Source organism: Stenotrophomonas sp. TWI377 (assembly GCF_039674525.1).
In the GTDB taxonomy this organism is placed as follows: Bacteria; Pseudomonadota; Gammaproteobacteria; order Xanthomonadales; family Xanthomonadaceae; genus Stenotrophomonas.
This window is the reverse complement of record NZ_JBDJNT010000011.1, coordinates 125,605-141,463: the sequence shown is the minus strand read 5'-3', so window position 1 is coordinate 141,463 and position 15,859 is coordinate 125,605. Positions and strand designations below refer to the sequence as shown.

The following is a 15,859-nucleotide window of genomic DNA, read 5'->3' as shown; positions in this document are numbered from 1 at the left end:
CGGGGGGGCGGGCTGTCCCTGTTTTCGGGGGGGGTGGGGGGGGGGGGGGGCCGGCCGCGGGCCCGCCACTCCCGGCCCCCACGACCACGGGTGGGCCGCTACCGGGCCTCAATCGCGCAGTTGCGCGGTGACGAAGTCCCAGTTCACCAGTTTCCAGAACGCCTCCAGATAGCGCGCGCGCTCATTCTGGTAGTCGGTGTAATACGCGTGTTCCCACACATCGCAGGCCAGCAGCGGGGTGCTCTCGCCGGTCAGCGGCGTGCCCGCGTTGCGCGTGACCTGGATCGCCAGCGCGCCATTGGGGTGCTGTACCAGCCACACCCAGCCCGAGCCGAACAGACGCAGTGCGGCGCTGTCGAAGGTATCGCGCAGGCGCTTGGCATCCCCGAAATGACGGGTGACCAGTTCACCCAGCCGGCCCTGCGGATCGCCACCGGCGCGCGGGTGCAGGCACTGGAAATAGAACTGGTGGTTCCAGGCCTGGGCCGCGGCATCGAACAGGCTGCCCTGGCTCTGGCGGACGATCTCCTCCAGCGGCAGCTCGGCCAGCTCCGTGCCTTCAATACGTGCGTTCACCGTGTCCAGGTAGCCACGGAAGTGGCGCCCGTGGTGCAGGTCCAGCGTCTCCGCCGACAGGTGAGGCTGAAGGGCGGCGCGGTCGTAGGGAAGGCGAGGCAGTTCGAGGGGCATGGGCACGACAGATTGGGAAGGGAGAGCGCCGATCCATGGCGGATCGTCATCAGTGTGGCGGATGGCAGGGTGCCCACCACCCGAAGGTAGGGCATACAATGGCGGCCAGGGAAGTCTATCCGACCGGTGAGGCCGGGTTGTCCCATTGGAGGGAGAGTCGTTGTGGCGGTGATGCAGCAGATCCAGTCCGAAGTCGAACGTTACCCCCTCGTGTTGTTCATGAAGGGCACTCCGCAATATCCCATGTGCGGCTTTTCCAGCCGTGCCATCCAGGCGTTGATGGCCGCCGGCGCGATCGCGCTGCGCACGGTCAACGTGCTGGAAGAACCCGAGATCCGCGCCAACCTGCCGCGCTTCTCCAACCTGCCGACCTTCCCGCAGCTGTTCATCCACGGCGAGCTGATCGGTGGCTGCGACATCGTGCTGGAGCTGTTCGAATCCGGCGAGCTCAAGCGCATCGTCGAAGAGGCTTCCCAGCCGTGAGTGCGGTCCCGTCCGTGGTGGTCGGGACCGGATCGCTCGCCGATCGCGTCATTCTTATCGCCGGGGCCGGGGGAGGCTTTGGTAGCGCGGCCGCTGTCGCCTGCGCGCAGGCCGGGGCAACCGTGGTCCTGCTGGGGCGCAAACCGCGCCGCCTGGATCGGGTCTACGCCGCCGTCGAGGCTGCCGGCCCCGAGCCGCTGCTGTATCCGCTGGATCTGGAAGGCGCCACCCCGGACGATTACGCCACCCTGGCCGAGCGCCTGCACTCCGAGCTCGGTCATCTGGATGGTGTTCTCTACTGCGCGGCTGATTTCGCCGGGCTGACCCCGTTCGAACTGGCCGACCCGGCCGCCTTTGCCCGCGCCGTGCATGTGAACCTGACCGCGCCGGCCTGGCTGGCCCAGGCCTGCCTGCCGCTGCTGCGCCAGAGTGACGATGCCGCGCTGGTGTTCACCGTGGATGACCCGGCGCGGGTAGGGCAGGCCTATTGGGGCGGCTACGGCGCGGCCCAGCACGGCCTGCGCGGCCTGATCGCTTCCCTGCATGACGAACTCGGCCGCAGCCCGGTGCGGGTCAGCGGCCTGCAACCCGGCCCGATGCGTACGGCGCTGCGCGCCCGTGCGTTCTCCCTGGATGAAGACCGCACCGCCCGTGACCCGGCCGAGTGCGCCGCCGCGGCGGTCCTGCTGCTGTCCGCCGCGGGCGCCGCGTATCGCGGCCAGATTCTCGACGCCTGAGAGCGGCAAAGGCGTCACCGCCTCTTTCACGGTAGTGCCGGCCGCTGGCCGGCTCCCCGGCTCCCCGGCCAACTTGCGGGCACCCATCTCGACACAGCTGAGGGCCCCACTGGCCCGCATTCAGCCAGTCACACTCAGATGTGAAGATAGCGTCACGATCCCGTTGTGATGGCGTGTGTTTTGTCGCCAAACCGTCACAATCCGAGGCTATCGTGTTAATCTAGTGTTAACCGTTGCGGCTGAAACCAGCTCGCGGCTAGGGAACCCAGATAAAAGTCCAGTCAGCCGCCAGCAAGGCTGCTTGGGCGCGTTTTTTTCTCCGCCATCGCCAATCTCGCATCGAGGCTACTCCCCAATGACCCACTCCCATTGTCTCCGGATGTCCAAGCTGACGCTTGGTCTCGTGGCTGCACTTGCCGCCGCTCCCGCCTTCGCCCAGAGCACCTCTTCCGGTGTCGGCGGTCAGGTCACGTCGGCTGCAGGCGCGCCTGTCGTCGGTGCAGAAGTCACCATCACGCACACCGAGTCGGGCACCGTCAGCCGCGCCACGACCGATGCATCGGGTCGTTACAACGCGCGCGGCCTGCGCGTGGGTGGTCCGTACACCATCACCATCAACAAGCCGGGTGAAGGCACGCGCACTGAAGAAGGTGTGTACCTCGGCGTCAACCAGATCGGTACCGTCAACGCGGCACTGACCGGCGACCTCGCTGCGACGAACCTCGATGCCGTGCAGGTGACTGCCGTGGCCGCAGGGTCGGAAGTGTTCAGCGCCACCAAGATGGGCTCGGGCACGTCGATCAGCCAGGAAACGATCGAAGCCATGCCGTCCGTCGGCGGCAACATCCAGGACATGATGCGCCTGGATCCGCGTGTCGCTTTCGTTGACCGTGCTTCGGGCAGCATCAGCGCCGGCGGCCAGAACCCGCGCTACAACGCCGTCCGTATCGATGGCGTGAACGCCAGCGACACCTTTGGTCTGGAAGGCAACAGCTTCCCGACCCGTCGCCAGCCGGTTTCGATGGAAGCCATCGAAGCCATCAACGTCGACCTGTCCAGCTACGACATCACCATCACCGGCGCCACCGGCGCTGTGGTCGATGCCGTGACCAAGTCGGGTACCAACGAATTCCACGGCTCGGTCTACGGCTACATGCGTGACGGCAGCTGGTTCGGTGACAACCCGGGCGGCGGCAAGTTCAACGGTTTCGAAGACGAGAAGACCTACGGCTTCACTCTCGGTGGCCCGCTGGTGAAGGACAAGCTGTTCTTCTTCGCCAACTATGAGAAGTTCGAGCAGTCCGCTCCGGGCGCCGACATCGCCGGCAGTGCCATCGGCGCCGGTACCATCACCGATGCCCAGATCGCCCAGGCCCAGCAGATCTTCCAGGAACGCTATGGCGTGTCGGCGGGTAGCTACGACGCCGCTTCGGACACCAACCTCGAAGAATACGCGCTGAAGCTGGACTGGAACATCACCGACAATCAGCGTGCGAGCTTCCGCTACAGCAAGCTGGAGCAGGACAAACTGCGCATCAATGGCTACGGCCAGACCACCGGCGCGTCGATCAGCTCGTACTGGTACCAGCACGACAAGAAGATCGAGTCCTACGTCGGCCAGCTGTTCAGCGACTGGAGCGACAACTTCTCGACCGAAATCAAGGCCAGCTACCGCGATTATTCGGCCATCCGTACTCCGTCGGCTCCGGGTACTCCGGCGATCCTGATCGGTTTCGGCGGTCTGAACTCGAACCGTGAGTCGGTCGCCAATCCGACCCTGTACCTGGGTACCGAAGCCAACACCCAGTACAACGAGCTGTACACCAAGACCTGGAACTACTTCGCCTCCGGCACGCTCACCCTGGGCGACCACGACGTGAAGTTCGGTGCGGACTACAGCAAGAACGAAATCTACAACCTGTACGCGCCGAACGTCGATGGGTACCTGGTCTACAACGGTATCGAAGGCTTCCGTAACAACACGCCGGTGGTCAGCACCTGGCGTAACCCGGTGGATGGTGGCGTGGAGAGCCTTGCGGCCGACTACGACTACACCACTCTGGGCCTGTTCGTACAGGACACGTGGTACGTCAACAACAACCTGACCCTGACCCTGGGCGTGCGTGCGGACAAGTACGACACCAACAAGGACACGGCTTATAACCAGCGTGCCAGCGAGTTCTTCGGTTACGACAACCGTTCGATCGGCGACAACGGCTTCATGGTACAGCCGCGCGTCGGCTTCAATTACACCTTCGACAGCGATCGCCCGACGCAGATGCGTGGTGGCGTTGGCCTCTTCCGTGGTGAAGCGCCGCAGGTGTGGCTGGGCAACATCTATGCCAACAACGGCGTGAACTTCACCCAGGGCACCGATTACCCGTACAACAACCGCAACCGTCCGGCACAGCAGGTCGTGAATTTCGTCTCCGACGATTTCCGCACCCCGTCCGTGTACAAGGCCAATCTGGCGTTCGATCACGAACTGCCGTGGAACGGTCTGGTCGCATCGGCCGAGCTGCTGGTGACCAAGGTCAAGGATGGTCTGTACTTCAAGCGCCTGGAACTGATGCAGCCGAGCTACACCGGCGGTCCGGACGGTCGCAACTTCTACTGGGGCAACGTTGCCAACGCCTCGACCTCGAAGTCGACCACTCCGAGCTGGGTGAGCGATGCCGTGCTGCTGGACAACACCGACAAGGGGCGCACCGCGCAGTTCACCGTGTCGCTGGCCAAGCCGTTCAGCCCGGACAGTGACTGGGCTTGGAACCTGGGTTACACCTACACCGATGCGAAGGAAGTTGCCAGCAACAGCTCCTCGGTGGCGACCTCGAACTGGAACAACAACTACATCTTCCAGGCCAACGAGAACGCGCTGTCGCGCTCGCGTTACGAGATCCGTAACCGCGTTTCCGGCTCGGTGAACTGGAAGCATGCGTTCTTCGGTGACTACGAAACCCAGGTGGGCATGTTCTACGAAGGCCGTACCGGTCGTCCGTACAGCTTCGTCTACTCCAACGACATGAACGGCGACGGCCGCACCTACAACGACCTGTTCTATGTGCCGAAGGGCCGTGGCGACGTGCTGTTCACCGGTGGTGCCGCCATGGAAGAAGCCTTCTTCGCATGGATGGAGAACAACGCACAGCTGAACCGTTACGCCGGCCAGGTGACCCCGCAGAACTCGGCTCGCGCCGGTTGGGTCAACACCTTTGACGTGCGTATCACCCAGCAGTTGCCGGGCTTCATGAAGGGTCACAAGTCCGAAATCTGGCTCGATATCCAGAACGTGGGCAACCTGCTCAACAAGAAGTGGGGTCGCATCGACGACTTCGGCTTCTATGCTGACCAGGGTATCGCCAACTTCCGCGGCATCGACCCGACCACTGGCAAGTACCTGTACGAGTTCCGTGCGGAGCGTCAGGGCAGCCAGAGCGCCACCGTGACCGACAGCGCCTTCGCCAACGCGGATGCGGACGGTTTCAACACCGGTGTGTCGCAGTGGTCGCTGCAGCTTGGTTTCCGCTACAAGTTCTGATGCGTCGGACATAGTGGATGATTGAAAAGCGGCCGGGGTAACCCGGTCGCTTTTTTTGTCTGTAGGAGGGAGGGGCGGCTGGATACGCCTCGGTCTCCATCGTCCGCTCCAATGAGTGTTGTGCTGGGCAGTGCATTCCTGTATATTCAATTGGTTGCGCAGAAATCAGCGCAACTGCGACGGCCCAGTGCCCCTGTCGCGGTCAGGACACATCCAACGGTCGGGTTTCCCGGCCGTTTTGCTTTTTAAGGGGGCAGCGGTACAGTCGGTAACCTTGAGGAAAGCGAAAAAGATGGACATGACGATCAACGAAAAGCCGGCGCGGACGCTGCCGGTGCAGGACGCGCGGATCTACCCGCGCGGTGGGCTGGATGTGTTGTCGCGCGCGGAAGTTGCGCGCCTGCGCGATGCCTCCGGTGGTGGTATGCACGAACTGCTGCGCCGCTGCGCGCTGGCCGTGCTGACCAGCGGCAGCGCCTCGGACGATCCGCGCGCGGCGCGCGATCTGTATCCCGATTTCGATATCCAGGTGGCACAGCAGGACCGCGGCGTGCGCATCGATCTGGTCAACGCGCCGGCGATGGCCTTCGTGGATGGCGAGATCATCCGCGGTGTGGCCGAGCTGTTGTTCGCGGTGGTCCGCGATCTGGCCTACATGGCCATCGAGATGGGCCCGGCCTACGCGGCGGAGCTGGAATCTTCGGAAGGCATCACCAACGCGGTGTTCGGGCTGCTGCGCAACGCGCGCATCCTCAACCCGGGCGACCCGAACCTGGTCGTCTGCTGGGGCGGCCACTCGATCGGTCGCGATGAGTATCTGTACACCAAGCAGGTCGGCTACGAGCTGGGCCTGCGCGGGCTGGACATCTGCACCGGCTGCGGCCCGGGCGCGATGAAGGGCCCGATGAAGGGCGCCACCATCGCCCACGCCAAGCAGCGCAAGACCACCACGCGCTACATCGGGCTGACCGAGCCGGGCATCATTGCCGCCGAGTCGCCGAACCCGATCGTGAACCACCTGGTGATCATGCCGGACATCGAGAAGCGTCTCGAAGCGTTCGTGCGCATCGGCCACGGCATCATCGTGTTCGCCGGTGGTGTCGGCACCGCGGAGGAGATCCTGTATCTGCTGGGCATCCTGCTGCGCGACGAGAACAAGGACCTGCCGTTCCCGCTGATCCTGACCGGCCCGACCGTGGCCGCGCCGTACTTCGAGCAGATCGACCGCTTCATCCGCCTCACCCTGGGTGAGGAAGCCGCCAGCCGCTACGAGATCATCATCGGCGATCCGGTCAACGTCGCCCGCAAGATGGCCCAGGGCATCAAGCGCGTGCGCGAACATCGCCTGGCGCAGAAGGACTCGTTCTTCTTCAACTGGTCGATCGAGATTCCGTGGGAATACCAGCAGCCGTTCGTGCCGACCCACGAGGCGATGGCCGCGCTGGACCTGCATCACGGCCGTCCGCCGCATGCCCTGGCGGCCGACCTGCGTCGCGCGTTCTCCGGCATCGTGGCCGGCAACGTGAAGGAAGACGGCATGCGCCGCATCGAGCAGTTCGGTCCCTTCGAGATCCATGGCGATGCGGACATGATGCAGGCGCTGGATGAGCTGCTGCGCGCCTTCGTCGAGCAGCGCCGCATGAAGATCTCGGGCGAGTACCAGCCCTGCTACAAGGTCATGGCCTGAGGCCCTGGCCGGGCCAGCGGCGGGCAGGGGGCCTGCCGTCGGCCTGGATCTGCGTCAACTGATTGACGCCTGTCGCCTCCGGGCGACCGTTCGTCCTGCCGCCCCTTGCTGATCGGCGGCGGGACGTTCATCTTCTGTGTCATCAACGCTGGGGAGCGTTTCATGTCTTTGCGCCGGTCCAACGGCTTCACACTGATCGAGTTGATGGTCACCATCGCGGTGCTTGCCATCCTGGCAGTGATTGCGTTTCCGAGTTTCCAGGGCGTGCTGCGCTCGAACCGGGCCGCCACCACCACCAACGAGCTGATGGCTTCATTGGCGCTGGCGCGCAGCGAAGCGCTGAAGAACACCCGTGGGGCCGGGGTATGCGCCTCATCCGATGGCACCAGCTGCAACGGCGATACCTGGGGCGACGGCTGGATGGTCTGGTCCGATGCCGACGGCAGTGGCAGCTTCGATTCCGGCGAGCCGGTGCTGCGGTACTCGGCCGGCTCGACCAAGATGCTGGGCAGCCAGGACAACCTGACGCTGGCCTTCGACGGCCGGGGTCGCAATCGCGCCGCATCGGCGCTGGACATCACCCTCAAGCCCGACGAGTGCGGGGACCTGCCGCTGCAGCGCACGCTGCGGCTGTCGGCGGTTGGGCAGGTACGTGTGGAACGGGAGAGCTGCAAGTGACGGCAAGACATCTTGGCGCGCGGCGCGCAGGGCAGGGCGGCTTCACCATGATCGAGGTGCTGATCGCGATCGTGGTGATGAGCATCGGCCTGCTTGGTTTCGCGCTGTTGCAGACGATGAACGTGCGGTTCGTGCAGAGCGCGAATTTCCGCACCCAGGCGACCAACCTCAGCTACGAGCTGCTGGACCAGATCCGGATCAACCGCGTCGCCGCGACGACCTACGTAGGCAGCTACGCGGCGACCACCAAGGCGGCCGATTGCACATCGCCGATCGGCGCCAAGATCACCAAGGATCAGTACATGACGGACTGGCGCTGCCGGCTGGGCAAGGCCCTGGGCGATGAAGCCAGTGCCAAGGTGACCCGCAGCGGCGATGAAGTGACGGTCAGCGTGAGCTGGGGAGACGAGCGCTGGCTGGACGCGGCGGACACCACCTTTGCGGCGAGGACGCAGCTGTGATGCGCGCCATGTCACCCCGTGAACGCGCACGCGGTCTTTCGCTGATCGAGTTGATGATCGCCATGGTCATCGGCCTGGTCCTGCTGTTGGGCCTGATGCAGGTGTTCGCCGCTTCGCGCACGGCCTCGCGCCTCTCGGAGGGGCTGGCGCGCGTGCAGGAGAATGGCCGCTTCGCGATGGACTACCTGCAGCGTGATCTGCGCATGGCTGGCCACTTCGGTTGCGTCAACGACCAGAGTCACAATGTGCAGAGCCCTGGCTCGATGCATACAACGTTCGATGCCGGCGGCCACCCGGCGCTGGATTTCATGCAGTCCATCCAGGGCTTCGAGGCCGCCGACACCGAGCCTGGCAAGCCGTTGACCCTGAGTGCCACACCGTCGACCGGCGGCATCGAGTACACCCCGGCGCTGCCGACGGAATACGCCGAAGCGTTGACCAATCGGGTGGACGGCAGCGACATCGTCGCACTGCGGTTTCTGGTGCCCGATGGTGTCCCGGTCACCTTGGTGGGGGGCACGGACGATAAACCGGTGTTCAATTTCGACAGCAGCCGTTGGGCCGTTCTCCAAAGTGGTGTGGAAGCGCCGGGCCTGTTTGGTGTCGCCGACTGCCTGACCGCCACCATGTTCCAGGCAAGCGAGGTGAGTGGGTCTGCCGGTACCGTGACATTCGAGTCCGCGCCGAACAACACCGGCAGCTTCACCAGCCTCTATACGCCGGGCCAGGCCATGCTGTATCGCGCGGAGAGCGTGGTCTATTACATCGGCTACGACGCCACCACCAAGCAGAGTTCGCTCTATCGCGTGCGTTTCTCGGCCAAACCCGGTGAAGCCCTGGTCGCGGGTACGCCGGAAGCACTGGTGGAGGGGGTCCGCAACATGCAGCTTCTGTATGGGCAGGATCGCTCGCTCAGCGCCTCCTCGCCGCCCACCGGCTACATCGATCGGCAGGGAACCGCTGCCGACGTGGACGCTTCGATCACGCCGGCCGCCGATGCGTGGCGCCGGGTCGGGTCAGTGCAGCTGGGCCTGGTGCTGGAAAGCCCGGATCCGTCGGCCGCAGCGCAGGCCAACGCGGATGCGGCGTTGACGGCCATGGGCGTCACCTTCACCGCGCCGACGGACGGTCGTTTCCGGACGGTGTATCAAACCACGATCGCCGTACGTAATCGCCTTTATGGCAATTGAGGCTTCCATGGCATCGCGTCCAAAACCCTTTGTCGCACCGCGCCGCCAGAACGGTGCTGTGCTGTATGTCGCCCTGATCATATTGATCCTGCTTGCCCTACTCGGCGTAGCAGGCATGCAGGTGACCGGCATGCAGGAGCGCATGGCGGCCAACTACCTGCGCACCAACCTGGCCTTCCAGAATGCCGAGGCGGATGCACGCACGCTGGAGAACACCATCGATACCGACCTGGCGGCCGGCGGAACCTACACGGCAAAGCAGGAAGAGTGCAGCCCGATCTTCGATCCCCTGACCTGGGCCGACGGGACCTCTGACGCCAAGGCGAGCTATACCCGGCGCCTGGACAAGTGCTTCGCCGCCTCCAGTGCGCGCGTGGGTGAGCGTCAGAACGAAGAGACCGGCAACATCTATCAGATCACTGCACTGGCCAGTGACGAACCGACCAATCCCTCGGCCAGTGCGGTCGTCGACACGATCTATATCCCATGACCTCTGATCGCTTCCATTTCAGCAAGCGCACGATCAACTGGCTGCGCATTGGCTTCCTTGTCATCGCGGTGGGCTTCCTGCTCAGCCGCGTCGTGCCGCTGCGCGCCGCGCTGGGCGACTACGACATCGCGCAGGAGCCGCTGTATACCAAGCAGAGCCAGCCGCCGCTGATGATGATGGTGATGTCGCGCGATGAGCAGCTGTTCAACAAGGCCTACAGCGATTACAGCGATCTGGACGACGACAAGATCATCGATACCACGTACCAGGACAAGTTCCCATACGAAGGCTATTTCGATTCGAATCTTTGCTACAGCTATGACGCCGGAGTGTTCAAGGCCGCCAACGCAGCCACCGGCGACAACAAGCACAGCTGTGGTGGCAAGGGCTGGTCGGGCAACTTCCTCAACTGGGTGACCATGAGCCGGCTGGACGTGATGCGCTACGTCCTCTATGGCGGGCAGCGTTCCACCGATGATGCCAACAAGACCGTGCTGGAGCGCGCACAGATCCCCAATGACCTGCACGCGTGGGTCAAGGTTTATACCGGCAACGATATCAACAGCTTCACGCCCCTGACGGCGAGCGCATCGTTCTGTAACGCGAGCATCAGTGCGGATGGTGCGCCGCTCATGCGCGTGGCGGGTGGGGTCTGGTCGGAATGGGCGTCAACGGCACTTTATCAATGCGGCGTGAGCCGCACGGGTGATGGCGGCTCGGATACGCCTAAAAAAACCACCGACTACAACGTCCGGGTGGAAGTCTGTAATCCAGGCAAGGATGCGCACCGCGAGAGTTTCTGCCGCAAGTACAACGACGGTACCAACGATCACTACAAGCCCAGTGGTCTGCTGCAGAGCTATGGTGAGAGTGGCCGTCTTCGTTTTGGCCTGGTGACCGGCACCTACTCCAGTCCTCGCGATGGCGGTGTGCTTCGCCGGAACATCGGCAAGATTGCTGGCAATGGCAGTACGCTTTGTGACGCGGGCGATGAGATCAACCTGGCCACCGGGCAGCTCTGCCTGGCGAAGAACAGTGGCGCCGAGGGCATCATCAATACGATGTCCAACTTCCGGATTGACCAGTGGAACTGGAGCAACAATTGGAACGACTGCAACGACTACAGCATTCTGAACCGCCAGGGGTTCAAGGGTCGCGGCCATTTGCTCGATCCGGGCAGTTCCGGCGACGGTGCCAAGAACTGCAGTGCCTGGGGTAATCCGCTGGCCGAGATGTATGCCGAGGCGCTGCGTTACGTGGGCGCTGGAACCAAGGTTTACGGAGATACCGGTGATCTTTCGGGCCTGCCAACCGGGGTCGAATGGAAGGATCCTTACAGGAGCACGGCAACGGGGGGGAACTCGTACTGCGCCACCTGCAACATCCTGGTGATGTCCTCGGGGCTCCCGTCGTTCGACAGTGACAACGTCGGCTCGGTGCCCCATCTGGCTTCGGCGGTGTCAGCAACGGATGCGCTCGGTGCTGCGGAAGGGATCAACGGCAAAAGCTATATGGCTGGGCGGGTCGGACTCACTGGCCGCTACGAGTCGATTCGAACCCACGAAGACATCTGCGAAGCCCGCACCGTCGACAACCTCAGTCTGGTCCGCGGTATCTGTCCGGACATTCCTTCCACCGAAGGTAGCTACCTGATGGCAGGGTTGGCAAAGGCCGCCGCGGAGACCGATCTGCGCCCGGGCCTGACAGGCAAGCCGGCGGACTACAAAGTGACCGCGACCACCTATACGGTGGCCATGGCGGAGAACCTGCCCAAGTTCGACATCAGCGTTGCCGGCGGCACGATTTCGTTGTCGCCGCTGTGTCAGGCAAACAACACCGGCAGTGCCAAGATCAGTGATTCGGGTTGGCGCAGCTGCTTCCTCGGCGCCGTCGGAATCGGCACCAAGCAGTCGACGGTAGGTGCCAAGCATGTCTATGGTCGTCCCTATCGTGCCGACGGCAAGTCCGGCAGCTTCTCGCTGGTGTGGGAGGATTCGTTGTGGGGCAACGATCATGACAACGACGTCGTGACGATGATGAGCTACTGCGTCGGTGCTGCCTGCGGGGACAAGGCGGGCGTGGCTGACATGTGTTGGCGATCGGAGAACAAGACGGAATGCGCCAATGGATTGTTGAGCGCGACCATCGGCGAAGATGAGGTACTGGTGCGCCTTGAGAATCTTTCGGCGTACGCAGGCAATGCGATGTTGACCGGTTACACCATCGTTGGCTCGAGCGCGACCAACGTGCAGCGCCTGCTGCTGCGTCCGGGCGACAGCAATGGCTCGGTGATCAGCACCTCGGAGAATCCGCCGGACAACTGGACCAAGCCTTCTCTGGTTCGCTACAAGTTGAGTGGTGCGCAGGCCAGCCAGCTGGAAAGCCCGCTGTGGTACGCCGCCAAATACGGCGTGCCCAGTGGCAAGTGGGACACCAAGGTGCCAGGTACGCCGGATAACTACTTCCTCGCACGCAATCCAGCCAAGCTCAAGGCCGCGCTCGAGGCGATCTTCGCAAGTGCTGCGGAAGGCGACGCGCCGGTGGCGGGCGGTGGCTCCGGTGCGCGTATCAATGCGGGCTCGTTCACGGTATCAGCCAGTTACAAAGTGACCTCGGGCACCAACGACTGGGTGGGTGATGTCGTTGCCAGCAAGGTGTCCGATACCGGTACCGATGACGTTGAGCTGTGGCGCGCCTCGACCAAGATGAGCTCCAGTGGTCGCACCATCGTCATGGCGACTTCGCCGACCACGGTCGATGGGAGCGGGGCGTTGGTGCCGGTGGCGGCTGCACCGTTCGAGGCGAACAATGTCCCGGGTGCGGACCGCAAGGCACAGTTGGCCAGTATGGGTTTCAGTAGCTCTATCCCCGATTGGTTTGGCTCGCACAGCGTGGCCGACCTGGTGAACTACCTGAAAGGCTCGGCCATCAGCGGCTTCCGCTCGCGCGGCTCGATTCTTGGCGATATCGTCAACTCCACTACCGAGATCGTGTCCACGGCCGACAACTACGGCTATGGCACGTGGGGCTCCACGCCCGCCTGGAAGTCGACGCTGGCGACCCGATACAAGGACTACCTGACCGCGAAGAAGAGCCGGCGCACCATGGTGTATGTCGGCGCGAACGACGGCATGCTGCACGGCTTCGATGCCTCCACCGGCACAACGGCCGGCAATGAGCTCTTCGCGTTCATTCCATCCGCATCGCTGCAGCACATGGCCGAGCTGGCCAATCCGAAGTACTCGCATCGTTATTACGTGGATGGTGCGCTGACCTCGTCGGACGTCTACTACGGCGATGCCTGGCATACCGTGCTGGTCGGCTCCACCGGTGCCGGCGGCGCCACCCTGGCGCCCAATGCGAAGGCTGTCGGCAACGGCGCGATGTTCGGCTTGAACATCAGCAATCCGGGCGCCTTCACCAAGGATGACGTGCTGTGGGAAGTCTCGGGCAAGACCGATTCGGACATGGGCTTCGCGCTGGGCAAGCCGGTGATCGTGCCGGTCGCTGGCAGTGCAGCTGAGAGCGCGCCGCGGTTCGTGGCGATCTTCGGCAACGGCGTCAATGCATCCAGTGGCAAGCCGGTGCTGTTCGTGGTGGATATCCAGACCGGGCAGGTGCTCAAGCGACTGTCGCCCAGTGGCAGCGGCTATGCGTTGCGCAACGGCCTGATCAACGTCGCGCCGGTGGCGGCCTACAACAGCAACGGGATCGCCGACACCGTCTATGGCGGTGACATGCAGGGCAACCTGTGGAAGTTCGACCTCCGCGATCCAGACCCCAGCAAGTGGGCCGTGGCCTACAGTGGCGCACCCCTGTTCACCGCCAGCCGCAACAGCGTCGCCCAGCCGATCATGGGGGGCCTGGAGGTCTCCAAGGCGGCCGGGCGTGGGTACAACATCGTGTTCGGTACCGGCCAGTACTTCACCAATGACGACAATTCCGTGAGTTCGTCTTCCCCGGTGCAATCGCTGTACGGCGTCTGGGACAACATGACCTCGACGATTGGCGGACGCGGTGATCTGATCTCGCAGCAGATCACCTCGCGTGCCGGAAGCGGGGGGTACTCGCTGCGGGATGTCAGCAGCAACGCCGTCAATTATGTGAGCCAGCGCGGCTGGTATACCGACCTGATCGTCGGCGACGTGGTGGCCGGTGAGCGCTTCGTTGGCTATCCGACCATCCAGGATCGGAAGGTGGTGTTCACCACCTACGAGCCGGGTCAGGCGATCTGCGGCGGCGGCGGCGGTACCAACTGGATGTACTCGCTGGATCTGCTTACCGGCGCTGGATCGATGACCGGCCTAAGTCTGGACATCGGGGGCGATTCGCTGTGCACAGGCAACTGCGGCGGCATCGCGCTGACCAAGGGTGGGGCCACCAATAGCGGCCCACCGGTGAAGGACAGCAACATCTTCGTGCCGAAGCTGACTCCGTGCGACCCGACCAAGGCCACCTGCACGGTCGATGAGCTGATCAAGGCCAACCAGTGCACCTTCGTGCTGCGTGCACCGGGTGCCGACCCGCTGTACATGCCGCGCCCCTGCGGACGCCAGTCCTGGCGGCAGGTGCGCTGATGCCCTTCATGACGAGAGCCCCCATGCAGACCGCCTTCCGCCGCCGTGTCGCCGGTTTCACCCTGATCGAGCTGATGATCACGGTGGCCGTGGTGGCCATCCTTGCCACCATCGCCATGCCGGCCTATCAGGACTCCGTGCGGAAATCCCGGCGTGCCCAGGCGAAGGCCGATCTGGTGGAGCTGGCACAGAACCTGGAGCGTTACCACACGGTCCAGAACACGTACGCCACCGCCAAACTGCAGTTCACCCAGTCACCGCGCGATGGCACCGCACATTACACCCTGTCTTTCGACAAGGATCCGACAGCGAGTACGTTCGGTATCCAGGCCGTCCCGGTGGCCGGCGGAAGCCAGGCCAAGGACACGTGCGGCACGTTGGCTCTGGATCAGGCAGGGCGCAAGAAGCCCACCGAGAAGACCGTCTCCGGCTGCTGGTAACGTTGCCCTATCGCCGGTTGTACCGGAGTGCTTGCATCCCCCTGCCGATGCTGGCTAGAATGCGCACCCCGCCCGAATAGCTCAGCCGGTTAGAGCACTTGACTGTTAATCAGGGGGTCGTTGGTTCGAGTCCAACTTCGGGCGCCAGATCTGCAAAAGCCGCGAGCAATCGCGGCTTTTGCTTTTTGTGTTTCCGCCCGGCGGGCGATGACGGGCTCAGCAGGCCACGGGGCGCCGCGGGCGCTCGCTGCGGATGCGGCCTGAAAGGCTGACCACCACCTTGCCCTGGGAGGCGCCGTCCAGGCAGAAGATGACCGACTGGTTGCTGCCATTGAGCCGCCCATCCGGCCGGAACTGGAGGCGCGGCTTGGCCTGGCTGCCCCAGGCGCTCAGCCTGGAGCGGGCGTGCTGCTGCACCAGCAGGGGGCCTGCGGAACGCGCCTCGCCCGAGGAAGGCGTTGCGGGGGCATAGAGCATCCAGCCCCGGGCCCAGTCCCGGCCGCACGTCACGCCATCGTCCGTGGGGCAGGCCGCGATCGGGCGCCGTTCGGTGATCGCCGTGTTGCGCGCGGTCGCCAACGCGGAGGCCAGCTGCATGCGCAGGCTGTCGGCCTGCAGGCGATCCCGGGTCTGCTGCATGGCCGGCAGGGCCATGCCGGTGAGGATGGCCAGGACCGCCATCGCGATCAGCGACTGGATCAGCGTCACGCCGGCGCAGTTGGCCGGGCAGGGCAGGGGGCGGGCGTGTTCCACGGCGACGGTCCGGGGTGCGTGCAACCTTCACTCTGGCGGCCCGACGGCCCCACCGCCGCCGGTTCATGCCGCGTTGTGCTGTCGGCCCTCCCCTCAACAGGCCGTCACCAACCCGGCCGTTATACTGAAGGCTTC

General features: G+C 64.1%; 12 protein-coding genes and 1 tRNA gene. 11 read left to right on the top strand and 2 right to left on the bottom strand.

From position 1 onward, the window contains the following. Positions 1–108 precede the first annotated feature (108 nt). Positions 109–690, bottom strand: coding sequence for a Fe-Mn family superoxide dismutase (locus ABE546_RS11555; RefSeq protein ID WP_313211241.1), 582 nt, complete (start codon positions 688–690; stop codon positions 109–111). Positions 691–852: 162 nt separating this feature from the next. Between ABE546_RS11555 and grxD the strand changes: the two genes are divergently transcribed. The 11 genes from grxD to ABE546_RS11500 all read left to right on the top strand — a co-directional run bounded on the left by grxD (position 853) and on the right by ABE546_RS11500 (position 15,118). Continuing rightward, complete coding sequence (gene grxD / locus ABE546_RS11550; protein ID WP_019186185.1) at positions 853–1,173, top strand: Grx4 family monothiol glutaredoxin; 321 nt, start codon at positions 853–855, stop codon at positions 1,171–1,173. Beyond that, entirely contained in the window at positions 1,170–1,910 is a 741-nt protein-coding gene (locus ABE546_RS11545) for an SDR family NAD(P)-dependent oxidoreductase (RefSeq protein ID WP_346463756.1), read from the top strand. The genes grxD and ABE546_RS11545 overlap by 4 nt, the downstream gene beginning before the upstream one ends. Before the next feature lie 355 nt (positions 1,911–2,265). Next, entirely contained in the window at positions 2,266–5,448 is a 3,183-nt protein-coding gene (locus ABE546_RS11540) for a TonB-dependent receptor (protein WP_346463754.1), read from the top strand. A 298-nt stretch (positions 5,449–5,746) separates the two neighbouring features. Next, positions 5,747–7,135 carry a nucleotide 5'-monophosphate nucleosidase PpnN gene (ppnN, locus tag ABE546_RS11535; protein ID WP_121042205.1) on the top strand — a complete coding sequence of 463 codons (1,389 nt, stop codon included), beginning with the start codon at positions 5,747–5,749 and terminating at the stop codon, positions 7,133–7,135. Between the two features lie 162 nt (positions 7,136–7,297). Further along, a complete protein-coding gene (locus ABE546_RS11530; protein WP_346463752.1) occupies positions 7,298–7,813 on the top strand; it encodes a Tfp pilus assembly protein FimT/FimU in 516 nt (171 codons plus the stop codon). Further along, positions 7,810–8,274, top strand: coding sequence for a type IV pilus modification protein PilV (pilV, locus tag ABE546_RS11525; protein ID WP_313217815.1), 465 nt, complete (start codon positions 7,810–7,812; stop codon positions 8,272–8,274). Before ABE546_RS11530 ends, pilV begins: the two co-directional genes overlap by 4 nt. Positions 8,275–8,282: 8 nt before the next feature. Then, positions 8,283–9,464 (top strand): PilW family protein, encoded by a 1,182-nt coding sequence (locus tag ABE546_RS11520; protein ID WP_313217817.1) that lies wholly within the window; start codon positions 8,283–8,285, stop codon positions 9,462–9,464. A gap of 7 nt (positions 9,465–9,471) precedes the next feature. Further along, the gene (locus tag ABE546_RS11515; protein ID WP_121041674.1) at positions 9,472–9,954 is read left to right on the top strand and encodes a PilX N-terminal domain-containing pilus assembly protein; all 483 of its coding nucleotides are present in this window, start codon (positions 9,472–9,474) and stop codon (positions 9,952–9,954) included. After that, the gene (locus ABE546_RS11510) at positions 9,951–14,531 is read left to right on the top strand and encodes a PilC/PilY family type IV pilus protein (RefSeq protein WP_346463750.1); all 4,581 of its coding nucleotides are present in this window, start codon (positions 9,951–9,953) and stop codon (positions 14,529–14,531) included. Before ABE546_RS11515 ends, ABE546_RS11510 begins: the two co-directional genes overlap by 4 nt. Positions 14,532–14,554: 23 nt before the next feature. Continuing rightward, on the top strand, positions 14,555–14,971 hold the full coding sequence (locus tag ABE546_RS11505) for a type IV pilin protein (protein WP_346463748.1): 417 nt from the start codon (positions 14,555–14,557) through the stop codon (positions 14,969–14,971). Between the two features lie 70 nt (positions 14,972–15,041). Beyond that, a tRNA-Asn gene (locus ABE546_RS11500) sits at positions 15,042–15,118 on the top strand. 69 nt (positions 15,119–15,187) lie between these two features. On the opposite strand, the gene ABE546_RS11495 is transcribed toward ABE546_RS11500, so the two are convergent. Continuing rightward, positions 15,188–15,724, bottom strand: a complete 537-nt coding sequence (locus tag ABE546_RS11495) for a GspH/FimT family pseudopilin (protein ID WP_346463747.1) — start codon at positions 15,722–15,724, stop codon at positions 15,188–15,190. Between the last annotated feature and the right edge of the window lie 135 nt (positions 15,725–15,859).